The organism is Rheinheimera mesophila (assembly GCF_000986865.1).
Lineage (GTDB): Bacteria > Pseudomonadota > Gammaproteobacteria > Enterobacterales > Alteromonadaceae > Pararheinheimera > Pararheinheimera mesophila.
Genome location: NZ_LAVS01000096.1, coordinates 1 through 17385, shown reverse-complemented (window position 1 = coordinate 17385; position 17385 = coordinate 1). Strand labels below are relative to the sequence as shown.

General features: G+C 49.5%; 12 protein-coding genes. 8 read left to right on the top strand and 4 right to left on the bottom strand.

Annotation, left to right across the window (positions count from 1 at the left end):
- Position 1: 1 nt before the first annotated feature.
- Positions 2–1381, bottom strand: a complete 1380-nt coding sequence (locus tag SD53_RS16670) for a Gfo/Idh/MocA family protein (protein ID WP_046521326.1) — start codon at positions 1379–1381, stop codon at positions 2–4.
- A gap of 51 nt (positions 1382–1432) precedes the next feature.
- Positions 1433–2218, bottom strand: a complete 786-nt coding sequence (agaR, locus tag SD53_RS16665) for a transcriptional repressor AgaR (protein ID WP_046521325.1) — start codon at positions 2216–2218, stop codon at positions 1433–1435.
- Positions 2219–2538: 320 nt separating this feature from the next.
- Here agaR and SD53_RS16660 point away from each other — a divergent pair, with 320 nt between their 5' ends.
- From SD53_RS16660 to SD53_RS16630, 7 genes are all read left to right on the top strand, one after another.
- Complete coding sequence (locus tag SD53_RS16660; RefSeq protein WP_046521324.1) at positions 2539–5400, top strand: TonB-dependent receptor; 2862 nt, start codon at positions 2539–2541, stop codon at positions 5398–5400.
- 96 nt (positions 5401–5496) lie between these two features.
- Complete coding sequence (locus SD53_RS16655) at positions 5497–6810, top strand: DUF3472 domain-containing protein (RefSeq protein ID WP_068226385.1); 1314 nt, start codon at positions 5497–5499, stop codon at positions 6808–6810.
- 374 nt (positions 6811–7184) lie between these two features.
- Positions 7185–8054: a nucleoside diphosphate kinase regulator gene (gene rnk / locus SD53_RS19030; protein WP_162198676.1), complete on the top strand. Its 870-nt coding sequence runs from the start codon at positions 7185–7187 to the stop codon at positions 8052–8054.
- A 123-nt stretch (positions 8055–8177) separates the two neighbouring features.
- Positions 8178–8549, top strand: a complete 372-nt coding sequence (locus SD53_RS16645) for a hypothetical protein (RefSeq protein WP_052749440.1) — start codon at positions 8178–8180, stop codon at positions 8547–8549.
- Positions 8550–8594: 45 nt separating this feature from the next.
- Positions 8595–9908 (top strand): TolC family protein, encoded by a 1314-nt coding sequence (locus SD53_RS16640; RefSeq protein WP_052749439.1) that lies wholly within the window; start codon positions 8595–8597, stop codon positions 9906–9908.
- Positions 9905–11146: an efflux RND transporter periplasmic adaptor subunit gene (locus SD53_RS16635; RefSeq protein ID WP_046521323.1), complete on the top strand. Its 1242-nt coding sequence runs from the start codon at positions 9905–9907 to the stop codon at positions 11144–11146. The genes SD53_RS16640 and SD53_RS16635 overlap by 4 nt, the downstream gene beginning before the upstream one ends.
- Positions 11147–11155: 9 nt before the next feature.
- Positions 11156–14275 carry an efflux RND transporter permease subunit gene (locus tag SD53_RS16630; RefSeq protein ID WP_046521322.1) on the top strand — a complete coding sequence of 1040 codons (3120 nt, stop codon included), beginning with the start codon at positions 11156–11158 and terminating at the stop codon, positions 14273–14275.
- A 77-nt stretch (positions 14276–14352) separates the two neighbouring features.
- Here the strand turns inward: SD53_RS16630 and SD53_RS16625 are convergent, their stop codons facing one another.
- Positions 14353–14838 (bottom strand): arsinothricin resistance N-acetyltransferase ArsN1 family B, encoded by a 486-nt coding sequence (locus SD53_RS16625; RefSeq protein WP_046521321.1) that lies wholly within the window; start codon positions 14836–14838, stop codon positions 14353–14355.
- A gap of 77 nt (positions 14839–14915) precedes the next feature.
- Entirely contained in the window at positions 14916–16022 is a 1107-nt protein-coding gene (locus SD53_RS16620; RefSeq protein ID WP_046521320.1) for a phosphoribosylaminoimidazolesuccinocarboxamide synthase, read from the bottom strand.
- Between the two features lie 427 nt (positions 16023–16449).
- Here SD53_RS16620 and SD53_RS16615 point away from each other — a divergent pair, with 427 nt between their 5' ends.
- On the top strand, positions 16450–17265 hold the full coding sequence (locus SD53_RS16615) for an alpha/beta fold hydrolase (RefSeq protein WP_046519100.1): 816 nt from the start codon (positions 16450–16452) through the stop codon (positions 17263–17265).
- Positions 17266–17385 lie beyond the last annotated feature (120 nt).

The following is a 17385-nucleotide window of genomic DNA, read 5'->3' as shown; positions in this document are numbered from 1 at the left end:
CTTAGCTTTTCCCTACAATGCCAAGCGGAGTGCCGGTTTGCCAGGCGCCACGGGTAAAGTCAGGGAAATCTTTCGAGTTGCCACGATCCGACACTGAAGCGACTGACAGAGGCAATACCGCAGACCAGGCGGCACCGTCGTAGACATCCTGATCCAACGCCTCGCCGTTACGCAGGCAATAAATCATCCGCCAGCACATTAAAAAGTCCATACCGCCATGGCCGCCATTGCGCTCCGCTTCCTGGCCCATACGCACCCAGAGTGGATGATCGTATTTGTTGTACCAGGGTTCCATATTGGTATCCCACTCATGGTAATTGCCACTGCCCCCGTTTTCTAAGGCAATACGATTCGGGAAACCGGCAAAGACGCCATTGGTGCCCTGGATCAGATTATGGCGGGAATAAGGCCGTGGTGTGGTGGTGTCATGCTGGATCATAATGGTCCGGCCTTTGATGGTTTTAATCACACTGGTATTGATATCACCATGAATGTAGTTCAGTTGATTGCGTGGATGGTCGGCCGGAAATTCACGTTTGGCATAAGCGGCACGGCCTAAAGCCGGGGAGCTGACCGAACTTAAATAGTCAAAACGGTCGCCTCTGTTGATATTCATGTACTGAGCCACAGGACCCAAACCATGAGTAGGGTAAATATTACCGTTTAGTTTAGTGTGGTACAAAGTACGCCACGAGCCGGTTTTACGGTCGATTTCTTTCATCTGCCAGCGTAATTCGTGGATATAAGCCGCCTCGCCATGCAACAGTTCACCAAATACACCCTGGCGCACCATATTCAGCACCATCAGCTCGTCACGGCCATAATTGACGTTTTCCATCATCATGCAGTTGAGCTGAGTGGCTTCGGCCGTGTCGACTAAATCCCACATTTCTTCCAGCGTCAGCGCCATGGGCACTTCAACAAAGGCATGTTTACCAGCCAGCATGGCTTCTTTGGCCATAGGATGGTGCCATTTCCATGGCGTGGCGATCACCACAATATCCACATCCTGACGGTTCAGCAGTTCGCGGTAGGCATAATCGCCATTGCCGTAATAGGCGGCAGTGGTATTACCATACTCCGCCATTTTTTTGCGGGCCCGGTCGAGCACTATAGAATCTGGATCGCAGATTGCGGTAATGCGGGCGCCTGCAATTTTATTGAAGTGATCAACAAAACCTGAGCCACGTTCGCCCACGCCAATCAAACCAACCCGCACTTCGTTCATTTTTGGCACCACCAACCCCATCACCGACTTGCCTTTAGGTTTAGTGGTGATACCTGTACTGCTGCCGTTGCCTTGTGCACAGGCCGCCAATGCGCCCATTGCCGCAGTGGCCATCGATGCTTTTAAAAATGAACGACGATCGAATCCAGACATAAAGCTCCCCTTATTCCCCAGGTCCGCTAGTGCTGTGACGTTGGGGGTTAGTTACAAGTTAGTTTTTTCTATGATGTGCAGTTGCACACCTTGTTTGGTTAAATACTCTGCATACTGTTCAGGTATACCGCTGTCCGTCACCAGGCTATGGATCTGGCTGCTGCCACAAATCACGTGAAAAGCGCGCTGGTCAAATTTGGACGAATCTGTCACCACAATAATTTCGTTGGCGATGTCACACATCAGCCGGTTTAAGCTGGCTTCTTTTTCAAAGTGAGTGGTTAAACCTGCTTTTAAATCAAAGCCATCCACCCCTAAAATCAGTTTGTTGAAGTTGTAATCGCGCAGGCTTTTTTCCGCTACATTGCCGTAAAACGACATGGATTTTTTGCGTAACAAGCCACCTGTCAGCATCACTTCCACTTCTTCTTTTTGCGCCAGCTCCATCGCGATATTTAAGCCGTTAGTCATCACAATCAGATCTTTATGATCAGCTAAGTGAGCGGCCACCTGCTGTGTGGTGGTGCCTGAATCTAAAATCACTCTGTCGCCATCGCGGATCAACGCCGCTGCTGCTGCGCCCAATTGTTGTTTCAGCGCCGAATAACAATGGCGTTTTTCTTTTAATGACAATTCGCGGCTCAGCTCGTTGTTCACCAAAGCACCTCCACGCGAGCGCACCAGTAACTTTTTCTGATCCAGCACCGCCAGATCGCTGCGGATGGTGACCTCAGACACGGCAAAACGGTCTGCCAGCTCCCGCACTGCTACTTTGCCTAACTGTTGCGTCAGGCGGACTATTTCTTGCTGTCGCTCAATGGTGTTTAAGTTGTCCATTTATTTTCCTGTTCATGCACTGAGAGATGTGCAGAACATAACACGCCGGTTTTAGTTTCGAAAGCTTTCGAAAGTTAGCATTCCCTGTTTTGTTTTTATAAAAAGCCTTGATTTATTTGGCTTTAGCTAAGGTTTCACTGCACTTGAGCTGCTTTCAGTTGAATCTAGCATGGCACGAAAAGAAAATAAATAAAAGTTTTTTTGTATTTCGATGTTGATTATTGGTGTTTTTTAACGCTATAAGTAAGTTATCGCAAGTTAATTTGTTTTCGTTGATTTGCGAATTGAGCCAACTATAAAAACACCAGAGCGGGGAATACATGAACAGGATCGCAACAAAACCGGCTGTACTAAGCCTGGCCATCAGTGCTGCTTTCGCAGGGTTAAGCTGGCAAGCCGCAGCGGAGCAAGCGCAAACCAACGCTATTGAAACTCAAACCGCAGCACGGGCGGACGATAAGGCCGCGGCAAAAAATGACAAAGATATTGAAGTGATCCAGGTGTCTGGCATTCGCAGCAGTATCAAAGAGTCGTTGTTTCAAAAACAAAACGCCACCAGTGTGGTGGATTTAGTGGTGTCGGATGACATAGGGAAGTTTCCGGACGAAAACTTAGCTGAAGCCTTGCAGCGTATTCCCGGTATTACCATTACCCGTAACGGCGGTGAAGGGCAGAATATTCTGGTGCGGGGTTTAGGTGGCGGTTACAACATCACCACCTTAAATGGCCGCAAACTGGCCTCTGAGTATGCGGGGCGTGATTTTAACTTTGACACCATAGCTTCCGAATTAGTCAGTGTGCTTCGGGTGTATAAATCGCCTGAAGCTCAGTTACCTGAGGGCGGTATTGGGGCTGTGATTGATATTGAAACCCGCAAGCCGCTGGAGATGGATGGCACTACCATCTCTGCTTCTGCCAAGGGCATTTACGAGTCCAGAACCGAAGATACCCATCCGCATGCCTCTTTTATTGTCGGGCAAAAAAATGACGACGACAGTTTTGGTGCCTTGTTTTCAGCCGTGTACTCGAAAAAAACGCTGCGAGCTGACACCTATTCAGCCTCAGGTTTTTTTGATGAAGACGAAGGCTGGGGCGTGGATAGTGCCGGTGTACCGGTCGACACCAATGAAAACGGTGTGATAGATACAGGCGAAATTTATGCTTCGAAAATTCCAAGTTATATGTATTACGCCAATGCACAGGATGTGCGTGAACGTTTAGGTGCAACTCTTGCTTTGCAGTGGAAACCTACCGATCAACTCGACATTAACTTTGACAGCCTGTACTCCCGTTACAACACAGACGGAAACCGCTATCAGATTGGTTTCGTTAACTACGACGAAAGCTGGACGCCCGGCACACCCTTATTCAGCGATGCCAGTTTTGACGAGATGGACCGCGTGGTCAAAATGCGCCAGACCGGTGAAAACACTATGGTGGAGCTGCTGAATATCAGCACACCCCGTAAAACCGATACCTACCAGCTGGGGTTAAATACTAAATACCAGTACAACGAGCAGTGGGCTTTTACGCTTGATGCCGCTTATTCAGAAGCCAAAGATCAAAACGCCGGTGATAACCGTTTTATTGTGGCCCGGGGTTTTGTTGACGCCATCGACATTGATTACAGCTCAGGCAACAAGTTACCTGATGTGGTGATAAGTCCTGGCTTAACTGCCGATCAGGATTATGGTGCGCATTACAGTTATAACTCAGGCACCGGGGTGACGGATAAGATCAGTGATCTGAAACTGCTGACCACCTATACGCCTGCCGAGGGCCTGATCACTAAAGTGGACGCTGGCCTCAGTTATGTCGATCAGAAAAAAGCGCAAAACCAGTTTGCGTCTGCCAATCCAAGTCAGTTTAGCCGGGGTGGTTTTTATCTGACCCGCGACGGTTATGCCTTTGACGACAGCACAGTGTTCCAGAAAGGCGAATTTGAGCTGTTTCGTATTCCAAAGGATGTGTTTGTTCCGGCTAACTTTGATAACTTCCTCGAAGGTGAAAACAGCCTATCACCGCAGCCATGGCCAAGTTTTGACTACGACAAACTGCTGGCTTATTACCGTGGTTTAAATGCCGAAGCGGCGGATAAAAGCATAGTGGCAGTGCAGGACAGAGCCGGCAGTTATCAGGTGCAGGAAGCGGTCAGTACAGCCTTTGTACAAGTTACGATGGAGCCGGAGATTTTTGGTTTAAGTTCGATGCTGAACTTAGGTTTACGCGGCAGCAAAACCGAAGTGACCTCGTCAGGTTTTGGTTATGACCTGGCTAAAGTTGAACTGGATGCTGGTGGTTTACCCATCAACAATGACTGGCGTCAGGTATTGCCTGTCAGCTACGAAGACAGTTACACCAATGTTTTACCCAGCTTAAACTTTAAGTTGAATTTAACCGATGAGTTGCTGCTGCGTTTTTCAGCCGCAGAGGTGTTAAGTCGTCCTTCTTTGTATTATCTGCGTTCCTGGGCCGCGCCAAATTTCACGGTGCGTGAGCAGGGCTTACCTACCTTGGCTATGGGCAATCCGGGGGTTCAACCAGAAGAAGCCAATCAGGCGGATGTCACGCTGGAATGGTATTACGGTGAAAGCAGCGCTTTAAGTGGGGGTGTGTTTGTGAAAGACATTAAGTCTTTTGTCACTGAAGGCAAATTTGCCGCCAATGTGGCAGGCACTGATTATCTGGTCACGACCTCTGTCAATGGTGAATACGGCGCTAAAGTGGAAGGCTATGAAATGGCCTGGCAGCAGTCGCTGCAAGAGTTAGTGCCTGAACCTTTTAATGGGTTAGGTTTCCAGCTCAACTACACCTATGTTGACAGCAACTACGATGATCCCGATTTAAAAGCGAAAAACCTGCCATTTCAGGGCATGTCGAAAAACTCCTACAACGCTGTGCTGTACTACGAGCAATATGGCGTGCAGGCCCGTTTAGCCTATAACTGGCGTTCGAAGTTTGTCACTAACCCGGAAGATTGGGGTGGTGCCTCCTGGATAGCCTCTTATGGTCAGTTGGATGCCAGCGTCAGCTACGACTTTATGCATGGCCTGACGGTGTTTGCTGAAGCCAGTAACTTAAGCAACAGCCGCTACTGGGGGTATGTCAAACGTGAAGATCAGGTCAACTATCTGGAGCGTTTTGGCACGCAGTTGGCTGTAGGTATTCGCGGCAGTTTCTAACTTTATCCTGCGTACTATTACTTTGGATAAAGGCTAAATGTTATTTAAAAAATATGAGTCCGGCTCTCAAAGCCGGACCTTTATTAGGGTAACCCTATGATTCGATATGCCATGGCCCTTTGTGGCCTGATGTGTTTAACCGCCTGCGGTGGCGGTTCCACAGCACAGGAGGTGATAACTCCGCCACCAGTGCAACAACAACCTTTGCCATACCAGTTGAGTCTGGCCGCTAATAGCTGGGTGGAGGGCGATGCCAGTGCCACCGCAACTATAGTGACAGAACAGGGCATTCAAAACTGGCAACACAGTGATGATGTGCTGGCGGTTTATCTGCATTTACCTCAAACCGGACAGCTGGAGCTGGCGTTAACAGGCAAGGTCAGTCAGGGCGAGTCGAAGCTGGAGGTCAGTTTAGGCGAGCAGCGCCGGACTGTGACGATAAGCTCAACGGCCAGTCAGCAACATGCTGTAGGCTCTTTTCAGGTAACTCAAAGTGGTTATCAGAAAATTCTGCTCCGCGGTTTAAGCAGCAGTAGCCAGACTTTTGCTGAACTGACACAACTGAATTTTGGTGGCTCTGCTGCGGCCAATGCCAGTTATATCAAAGATGAAGTCTATTGGGGGCGGCGTGGTCCTTCAGTGCATTTAAGCTATCAGTTACCACAAAACACGGCAGTGCGCTGGTTTTACAGCGAAATGGAAATTCCGTCCGGCAGCGATACTTTGGGCAGTTATTTTATGGCCAATGGTTTTGCCGATGGTTATTTTGGTATTCAGGTCAATTCCGCTACAGAGCGGCGGGTGTTGTTTTCGGTCTGGAGTCCTTATCAAACCGACGATCCAACCAGTATACCGGAGCAGTATCAGGTGAAATTGTTGCGTAAAGGTGCTGATGTGCAAACAGGGGAGTTTGGTAATGAAGGCTCTGGAGGTCAGAGTTTCCTGCGCTATAACTGGCAAACCGATACCCGTTATGGTTTTTTACTCAAAGCTGAACCTCAAGCCGACAATCATACCCACTACAGCGCCTGGTTTTATCCACCTGAATTGGGCCAGTGGCAACTGATCGCCAGTTTCAGCCGACCTGACACACAACGCAACATAGAGCGGCCGCATTCTTTTCTGGAAAACTTTATTCCTGAAACCGGCGATACAAGCCGTAAAGTGTATTTCCCCAGCCAATGGTTTGCCGATGCAGAGGGCAACTGGACACAAAACCGCAAAGCCAGCTTTAGTGTTGATAACACAGGCGACAGAGGCAACCGGCTGGATTACAAAGGTGGCCTGACAGAGCGGGGATTTCTGCTGCAAAACTGTGGTTTTTTCAGCGAAACCACAGCAGCAGGCACAGAATGGCAACTGCCTGCAAACAGCAATGCACCGCAGATCGAGTTTGCTGCTTTGCCTTAATACTGTGCGGCACCATGCAAAGCTGAGTTGGCTTTGAATTTTGCCGCCAAATACGATAAGGTAGCCAGCATTGAATTGCCCTTTCATTGCACTAAGACGGAGGTGATGTTGTTTAAAACTGCAATAAAGTCGCCGTCTTACCACGCCGCTTTTTTTACCGTCTTCCATTTCTGAGCCGGCTCCATCCTGATGGAGTCGGCATAGCTGTTATTTGTTTATTTTTAACCGCTTATACCCGTAGTCCTTGACGTTGCAGCTTTGTTGACTGCGCCATTTCGCCCCTGTTACATAGCGTGACTATGCTCCCGGGGTGTCACTGGCTTGTCGCCTCCCTGCATCTTCAAGTAACTTGGGTATCAATTCCGGAGTCTGGAATGACCTTATTCAAAAAACACCCATCGGGTAAAACCGATATTTCGGCTTTATTTTTAATGGCCAGTTCGGCTATTCAACCGCTGCCGCCCTGGCAATTGCAACGGCTGTTGCTGCAACTGGAATCCGCTGCCAAAGGCAAACGCAGAGCCTTAAGTGAAACCGGCATGTTGCCCGGCTGTTCAGCACGTTTATTAGATTTATCCGATCACACCGAAGTCTGGCTGACCTTGGTCTATCCACAGCAGGCCAAACCGGAGCAGGGCTTTATTTCCGTGTTATCGCCTTTGGGTGCAGCTTTATTGGGTAAAAATGTCGGTGAAGTGGCCGAAGTAAAGCTGTTACGCCGTCCGTTACGTTTTTTGTTATCTGATCTGATGTCGGTGAAACAACCACCGGCTTTTTTTCCTTCTATACAGGAGAACTCCATGAAACACCCGTTGCCCCAGCAGGCATGCTCTGACCATGCATTACCTCCACTTGTGCTGTCCAGTCTGGATTTGGACAGGTTAGAGCACTTGTTAACCACTTTACCCGCGACAGATCCAGCTCGTTTATCATTGGAGCAGGAGCTGGAGCGGGGCGAGATTGTAGAGCCCGACCTGATACCGCCCAATGTGGTCACGATGAACTCGACAGTGCGGGTCCGTCTGGCCAAAACAGGGGACGAATCTTGCCTGACTCTGGTTTATCCAAAAGATCTGGATACAAGCGGTGACAAGGTTTCCGTACTGGCGCCTGTAGGTTCAGCTTTACTTGGCCTCTGTGAGGGCGATGAAATTTACTGGCCTATGCCATCGGGCGATATTCAGCCGATCCAGGTGCTGCAACTGGTCTACCAGCCAGAGCGGGCAGGACAGTTGCACAGGTAACACTGACAATGGACTCAGATCAGATTCGTTAAGTGTAACTAATCTGATCTGAGCTGCAATTTCATCGCTTGAGCTGGACGAGGACGATAGGCTAAGATAAAGCCAGTTTTTATCGGGGACTTTATGCCAAAACCTGCACTCCGGCTGTTGTTATTACTGCTGATTATGCTCAATCACGCTGTTTCTGCTTGTGACAGTGTGGTGATGCATTTGCCGGACGAGGATCACCCTTTTGTTGTGCTCGACAATAGTACTCATGCCGACTTTCCGTTGCATCAGCATGCAAACACCAAGGGGTCTTCACAAGAGGTTGGTCCGGAGCAGACGGACGACCATCACCCCAGCCATGCTCATGTGGCCTGTTACATAGCCGAAGCCTATTCGGTCAGCGCAGACCCTGTTGTACATAAAGCTTCAGCTTTAGCTCAATATGCGTTAATTACCACCAGCTACAGCCCTGCCGTGCCCCCACCTAACCGGTCATTATTGATTTAAAACTTAGATTTTCAATTTTATTTCAATAATTTACTGGATTCAGTTATGACGATCAGAACCAGCCATGCGGCAATTAAGCTGCTGGCTTTATGCTTGTTATGGGCTATGCCTGCCAAGGCGACCGAACTTAGCCTGGCACAAGCCTTACAACGGACCTTAGAGCACAACCCTGGCTTGCAATTGTATCCCTATCAACAGCGGGTCAACGACGCAGCGGCGATCAGCGCCGGAATGCGGCCTAATCCTGAACTGCAAGTGGAACTGGCGGATGTGCTGGGCACAGGCGACAGTAGGGGATTGAAAAGTGCCGAGCTGACTTTAAGCCTGAGTCAGTTGATTGAACTTGGCGATAAACGCCAGCAGCGGCTTGAACTGACTCAGTGGCAAAGTGAGCTGACAGAGCGACAATATCAGTTGGATAAAGTCGATGCGCTGGCGGCAACTATGCGAAGCTTTTTGCAGCTATTGCATCAACAGGCGCTGCTGAACTGGGCGGAGCAAAAAATAGCCATGGAGCAACAGGCTCTGGATCTGGCCAAACAGCGTGCACAAGCGGGCATTGTCAAAGATGCAGATCTCAGCCGCCTGGAGCTTAAAGTGCTGCAAAGCCGGATGGAACATAAAGGTTTGTCTGCAACCAAACAGCTAAACTTGCGCCTGTTGGCCAGTCATTGGGCCGACCAGCCCGACTTTGATACAGTCTCCGGCGATTTAACTCTGCTGCCCGCTTTGCCTGCGCTTGCGGATGTGTTGACGCAACTGCAACAAGCCCCAGAGTTGCAGTGGTGGCTAACGCAGCAGCGGGTGTTGGAGAGTCAGTTACAACTGGCCAAAGCTTTAGGTCAGGCGGATTTAACTCTTGCTGCCGGTATTCGCCGCAATCAGCAAACTGACGATAACGCTGTGGTGCTGCAAGTCAGCCTGCCGCTGCAACTGGAAAACCCGCAGCAGGGGACTTTGCTCGCCACTCAAGCCGCAACAGAACAAACCCAGCTCCAGCAACAACAGACAATGCAGCAACTGCAGTTGCAAACAGAGCGCAGCTATCTGCAACTGACTCAGTTGAGTGAACAAATCAAGGATCAGCAAAAAGCCGTGCTGCCACTGTCACAACAAGTACTGGAGCAGATCAGGGCCGGTTACCAGCAAGGCCTGTTTGATATGACAGATTTACTCGCAGCGCAGCAGGAGATCCTGCTGGCCAAACGCCACCTGATTGACCTGCACTACGCGCTGCATTTACAGCTATTAGAGCTGGAACGCCTCACCGGCTTACCTATGGTGGTGAATGCGCCACAGGCTTTACTTCAAAAGCGCAGTGCTTCTTCTCTCGGCGCACAAAAGGAGCTTACTCAATGAATAGGTCAGTATTTTTCTTCATGCTCTACCTAAGCCTCACACTGCTGATCAGCCCGGCTGTATTTGCCAGCGGCGAACATCACGAAGACGAACATCAGCACACGGAAGCAGAACCAGCCAAAGGGCCACATGGTGGGCGTTTATTGACTCAAGATGACTTTGCTGTAGAAGTCACTATTTATGAAACCGAAGTAGAGCCAGAATTCCGGCTGTATTTGTATCAAAACGGCGAGCCTGTCAAAACCACAGCAGCAACATTGCAGGTCAGGTTACAGCGTTTAGGCGAAGCGGCAGAGCTTATCCAATTCAGTCCTGAACTGGATTACTGGCTGGGTGATACTGTGGTGCGGGAACCTCATTCCTTTGCCGTGCAAATCGACGTGAGTTATAAGGGCAAAAACTACCAATGGCAGTATGACGCCTTTGAAGGCCGCACTACTTTATCGGCACGCTCAGTGGAAAAAGCCGGCATAGAGCTGGAGCAAACCCGGCCAGGCCAAATCCACACTCAGTTGCATTTGTTTGGGGTAGTTGCGCCTGTGCCAGAGCAACAGGTTCAGGTGGGGGCTGCTTATGCCGGAATTGTGCAGGATATTGCGGTTAAAGTCGGCGATAAGGTAGTCAAAGGCCAAAGGCTGGCCAGTGTTCAAAATCCTAACAGCTTAAAAAACTACGCTATTTTTGCGCCGTTGTCCGGTGAGGTTACAGCAAGCTACGTCAGTGTGGGGAGCAAAGTTTCAGAGCAGCCTCTTCTCGAAATCAGCGATTTTTCATCGGTGTATGTCGAAATGTCGGCTTTTCCTTCGGATACAGAACAGCTCAAGTTAGGACAACAATTTTTAGTGCAGGATTTACATGGTCACCAAGCGACCACAAGCCAAATCAGTTATATAGCACCACAAATGACCGGCGGCCATATAGCGCGCGCCCGTGGCGTGTTAGCGAATCCGGACGGTCATTGGCGGCCTGGTATGCATGTGAAAGCCGATGTCACAGTAGCGACAGTGGATGTGCCTTTGGTGATCAAAAAATCAGCGCTGCAGTTATGGAATGAGAAGACGGTGATTTTTATCAAGGTTGGAGATGTATTTGAGATCCGCATGCCTGAAATTGGCCGAAGTGATGACACTCAGGTCGAAGTACTATCCGGTGTACCGCTGGGGGTTGAATACGCCACTACTCACAGTTTTATCCTCAAAGCCGACGTGATGAAGTCTGGCGCCAGCCATGATCACTAAGGACTTGTCATGATAAACAGCTTATTAAAAACAGCGCTGGCAAGGCCAGTGCTGGTGATGCTGCTGACCTTGTTACTGGCAGCAGCCGGGCTTTGGCAGGCCATGAAGTTGCCGGTGGATGCTGTGCCTGATATCACCAATATACAGGTACAAATCAATACGGCAGCCGAAGGCTTTTCGCCGCAGGAAACCGAGCAGCGTATTACCTACGCCATTGAAACAGCGATGGCGGGCTTGCCCAGATTGGAGTACACCCGTTCCTTATCCCGGTATGGTTTGTCACAAGTCACAGTGGTTTTTACCGAAGGCACGGATATTTACTGGGCCAGACAACAAGTGGCGGAACGGCTGCAAAACGTCAGAAACGAACTGCCAGCCGATATAGATCCAGAAATGGGGCCTATAGTCTCTGGCCTTGGCGAGATTTTTTCCTACACAGTGAAGGTGTTGCCTGATGCGAAAAAAGCTGATGGTTCTGCTTACAGCCCAGAGGATTTGCGCACTATTCAAGACTGGGTGATCCGGCCACAACTGCTGAAAGTGCCGGGTGTAACAGAAATTAACACCATAGGCGGTTATGTTCGCGAGTATCAGGTCTCGCCTGATTTAGTCAAGTTACTGGCGTTTAAACTGACACTGGATGATTTGGCCCAAGCGCTGGCACAAAACAACAGCAATGTGGGAGCAGGTTATATTGAACGTAATGGCGAGCAGTGGCTGATCCGATCGCCGGGTCAACTGCAATCACTTGAGGATATAGCTCAGTTGGTGGTGGCCAAACGTGACGATGGCCCGGTTCGGGTCAAAGATGTGGCCGATGTTGCTATCGGCAAACAGCTTCGAACCGGCGCTGCCACTCAGGATGGTAACGAAGTGGTGCTGGGCACAGTGATGATGCTGGTTGGGCAAAACAGCCGCACTGTATCGCAACAGGTAGCTGCCCGCCTTGATGAAATTAACTTACGTTTACCATCTGGCGTAGTCGCCGAAGCTAATTACAACCGCACAACCTTGGTGGATAAAACCATCAAAACAGTGGAAACCAACCTGCTCGAAGGCGCGGTGTTGGTGGTGGTGATCCTGTTTTTGTTTCTTGGCAACGTGCGTGCCGCGCTGTTAACGGCTTTAGTGATCCCACTGAGTATGCTGTTTGCCATCAGTGGCATGGCGGCGAATAAAATGAGTGGCAACCTGATGAGTTTGGGCGCCATCGACTTTGGCCTTATTGTTGATGGCTCTGTGATCGTGGTTGAAAACTGCTTACGTCAGCTCGGTTTAGCCCAGCATCAGCAAGGCCGCTTACTAACGTTAAAAGAACGTTCTGCCGTGGTATTGCGGGCAACCAGAGAAGTGATGACCCCGGCTATGTTTGGCGTCTTTATTATTATGCTGGTGTATCTGCCGATTTTTGCCCTAAGTGGGGTTGAAGGCAAAATGTTCCAGCCGATGGCCTTTACCGTAATAGCGGCTTTGTTAGGCGCTTTGATTTTGGCCATTACCTTTATTCCGGCTGCTATTGCTTTGTTTGTCAGTGGTAAAGTGTCGGAAAAAGAAAATGCTCTGATGTCGGCGTTACGCCGCAGCTATCAGCCTCTGTTGGCCTGGTCGATCAAAACGCCGCTGTTGGTGTCTGGCCTGGCGATACTGCTGCTGTTCAGCGCTTTATGGTCGGCCAGTAAAATGGGTTCGGAGTTTTTGCCTCAACTGGACGAAGGTGATATTGCTATGCATGCCTTGCGGATCCCCGGTACCAGTCTGAGCCAGTCGGTGCATATGCAACTGCAATTGGAGGCTGAGATAGCGACTTTGCCGGAAGTGGCACGGGTGTTCTCAAAAATTGGCACGCCAGAAGTGGCCACCGATCCTATGCCGCCTAATGTGGCCGACACCTTTATCATTCTGAAAAACCAGCAGGATTGGCCCAATCCGGCTAAAACCCGCGCTGAGTTTGATGAGGAACTGCGTCAGTTAGTCGAGCAAATTCCGGGGAATAAATACGAGTTTACCCAGCCGATCGAAATGCGTTTTAACGAGCTGATCGCCGGGGTGCGTACCGACGTTGCCGTGCGGGTGTATGGTGATGATCTGGATACGCTCGCCGAGGTGGGCAAGCAAGTGGCCGCTGTGCTTGCTGCTGTGCCGGGCGCTGAGGATGCCCGGATGGAACAAGCCACAGGCTTACCTTTATTGTCGATAGAGCCGCAGCGGGACCATTTAGCTTTGGTGGGTATGGACGTAGCGCAAATGCAGCAGTTAATCCAAACCGCTATCGGTGGTCGTCAGGTGGGGCTGATGTACGAAGGCGATAAACGCTTTAAGCTGATGTTGCGTTTACCGGAAGAGTTGCGGCAAGACCCGGCGGCTTTGGCGCGTATTCCTGTCACTTTGCCTTTGGATGAGTCACTTGAACTGCGGTATGTGCCGCTGGGCGAAATTGCCACTATTAAGGAAATTACCGGCCCGAACCAAATCAACAGGGAAAGTGGTAAACGTAATGTAGTGGTAACGGCCAATGTAACCGACCGCGACCTCGGCAGTTTTATCGCCGAAGTGCAGCAACGTATGAATGCCTTAGCCTTGCCTGAAGGCTACTGGCTGGATTACGGCGGTACGTTTAAGCAGTTACAGTCAGCAACACAGCGTTTAAGCATAGTGCTGCCGTTAACTCTGCTGCTGATCATCGGGCTTTTGTATGGTGCGCTGAACTCAGTGCGGGACACTGTGGTGGTCTTTAGCGGTATACCGCTTGCGCTGACTGGCGGTGTTTTTGCGCTGTTGCTACGGGATATGCCGTTGTCTATCTCAGCCGCTGTTGGCTTTATTGCCTTGTCTGGTATTGCTGTGCTTAACGGTATAGTGCTGGTCAGTTTTATCCGCCAGTTGCGTGAGCAGGGCATGGAGTGGTTGGCGGCATTGGAGCAAGGTGCATTGTCGCGGTTAAGGCCAGTATTAATGACCGCTTTAGTTGCCAGTTTAGGTTTTGTGCCTATGGCCTTTAATACCGGCACAGGCGCTGAAATTCAGCGGCCTTTAGCCACAGTAGTGATTGGCGGTATTATCAGCTCCACCTTATTAACCTTGCTGGTGCTACCCGCTTTATACCGGCTGGCAAATTTCAGAAAATCCTAAAACTTGGGGGGCAAGGTACATAAGTTACCTATAACTAGTGTGTTCTGCCGCCTCATCTGACGAACTTTGGTCGGCTACTACAGCAACTTTTGCCAGTAGCCGACATCGCGCCACTGCTCAAACTTAAAGCCGACTTGTTGAAAGTGGCCACATTTTTCAAAGCCAAATTTTTCATGCAGCGCTACGCTTTTGTCATTCGGTAAAGTAATTCCGCCTATCACCAGATGCAAACCTAAAGCTTTCAGCTCAGTCAGTAACTGTTGATACAACCGGCTACCCAAACCTTTGGCTGTTATTCCATCTTTAACATACACAGTGCTTTCCACTGAAAACCGATAAGCCGAGCGTACCCGCCATTTGGTCGCATAAGCATACCCCAGCAGTTCGCCGTTTTGTTCCAGCACCAACCAGGGTAAGCCATCGTTTTGTACCTGCATAATACGCTCGGCCATCTGTGAAGGAGCAACCGCCTGCTCTTCAAAAGTGACACTGGTATTGAGCACATAGTGGTTATAAATAGTTGCAATAGCCGCTGCATCTGCCGGGGTTGCACTGCGGATCATCAGTATCTCCTTGGTATTAAATACAAAAATGCCAGTTCGAAAACTGGCATTGCTATTGTTCTGTGCTTTGGCTTGTATTAACCGACAATCAAACCATAATCGCGGCCTAACACCTCAATAATTTCGGCTTTCGGGTTGGCGGCGAGTTCAATTTTACGGCCTGTGACTTTTTCCGCTATGCCAAGGTAAGTGCGGGAAATATCCATCATCACTTCAGTGGGCAAAGCGTTGTCGCGGGCCAGTGCAGCGCGCTCTGGCATCCGGTCTTTGTTCAGTAAAATATCCGGATCCGGGAAGTTGCTCAAAAGCCACTGACGGAAGCCTTCTTTGGATTGCTCAACAATCTGGCCATTACGCCAACTGGCGCCATCCCAAATCCGTGAGCTGTCTGGTGTGCCCACTTCGTCCATATAAATCAGTTTGCTGCGGCCTTCTGCGTCATTGACATAACCAAACTCAAACTTGGTATCGACAAACATCTGATCCAGTGTAGCCAAAGCGTCGCTGATTACGCCAAAACCTTGTTTTAACAAAGTTTCATACAGGCTGATATCGGATATTTGTTCAAAACCAAAAGCCGCGCTATGGCGCTCAATATCGGCGCGGGAAATGTTGACATCGTCCGCTTCCGGCACACCGGCTAAGCCAGTCAGAATGCCCTTGGTGGACGGAGTAATTAAAATCTCTGGCAGTTTTTGATCTTTTTGCAGGCCTTCCGGCAGGGTAATACCACAGAATTCACGTTCGCCTTTGCTATAAGCACGCCACATAGAACCGGTAATGTACTGACGGGCTATGGCTTCAATTTTCAGCGGACGGGCTTTTTGCACTATCCACACCAGCGGGTGCGGAATGTCCAGAATATGACTGTCGGCCAGGCCATGTTGTTTAAACAAAGCAAACCAGTGATTAGAAATAGCATTTAAGGCCGCGCCTTTACCCGGCACACCATTTAAACCATTTTCGCCATGCCAGATGCAGTCAAAAGCGCTGATACGGTCGCTGATCACCATAATAGCCAGCGGCGTATCTGGTGCTACAGGGTAGTTTTTTTCGCGGATTAAGCGCGCGCTGTCAGCGGCAGTCAGCCAGTACACACTACGAACTTTGCCTGAATGAACGGGTAAATCTGTACGAATAGGCAAGTCGTCATTGACCGCCAGGACCTGAGTTGCAAGAGTCATCTTCACTTCTTCTGTGGCTGAAAAAAGGCGCGGTGGAGTTTAACAGAAAGTGCGGGTGAACTGAATCGGCGCTTTGCTGGCTTGAGGGGCAAAATGCAGAAGACCAGTTATTTTTATTCCAGCTTCTCATCATAGAAGTACTATGCAGGATATTTAACGGTTTTTGGTAAGGCTGAAGCCGCGCACCAATACCAAGGCAGCAGTAACAATAGCTTGAAGAAGCCAAGCGCTAAGGCATCAAAATGCATTGCCCAGGCACCACTTGATCAGCCGAAACTAGTGACTGACAAGACAAACAACTGCAGGCTGTCTTTTTTTTATTGCATTAAAGGAGTACCTTGTCTGGCTTATACAGGGAGCGTATTTGTCCTACTATTGTCCCGAATTAGCTTGATTCGATGTAAGCATGCACGGAATGGAGTTTTTTATGCCTGCCAATGACAACGTCCTGCAGAGAAACAATGTCAAAATCATAGGCACTGGCCAGCAGGTGATGCTGATGGCGCATGGTTTTGGTTGTAACCAGTTGATGTGGCGTTTTTTAACTCCAGAGCTGAGTAGCCAGTACAAGCTAGTGCTGTTTGATTATGTTGGGTCGGGTGGCTCTAATCTGGCAGCGTATTCCAGACAAAAATACTCTGATCTGGAAGGCTATGCTCAGGACTTAGTCGATATTTGTAACAGGCTGGATTTAAGCAATGTGGTGCTGGTTGGCCATTCAGTCAGCAGTATGATTAGCTTAATTGCCGCCCGGCAAATTCCAGAGCGTATACATAGCCTGGTGATGGTCTGCCCGTCGCCTTGTTTTTTAAATCATCCACCTGATTATCTGGGTGGTTTTAATCAGAGCGACTTAACAGAGCTAATTGATCTGATGGATAAAAACTATATTGGCTGGGCGCAGTATCTGGCACCTTTGGTGGCAGGCACGACAGACAAAGACCTTGTCAGCACTGAGCTGAGCGAAAGCTTCTGCAGCACCAATCCTATTACCGCCAAAAACTTTGCCAAGGCGACTTTTTTCTCCGATTACCGTGCTTTATTGCCCCTGAATACTCATCCTGTATTGTTGCTGCAAAGCCAAACCGACGCTCTGGCTTCTATGTTTATTGGCCAATACATGCAAAAACACCTGCCCCACAGTCAGTTACAGGTGGTGCAAGCGAAAGGCCATTGTTTACATATGACGCATCCAAAGCAGGTTGCAGAGCATATTCAGCACTTTATGCAGTCCTTACAATAAGGTAAAAGCGCAGTATGAAGACTGAATTTGCTCTGGACGATTTCCCTGCTGGTTTAGTGGTCACTACCTTGGAAGAGCGCGAAATTCTGTTTGCCAACCGATATTTTTATCAAATCAGTC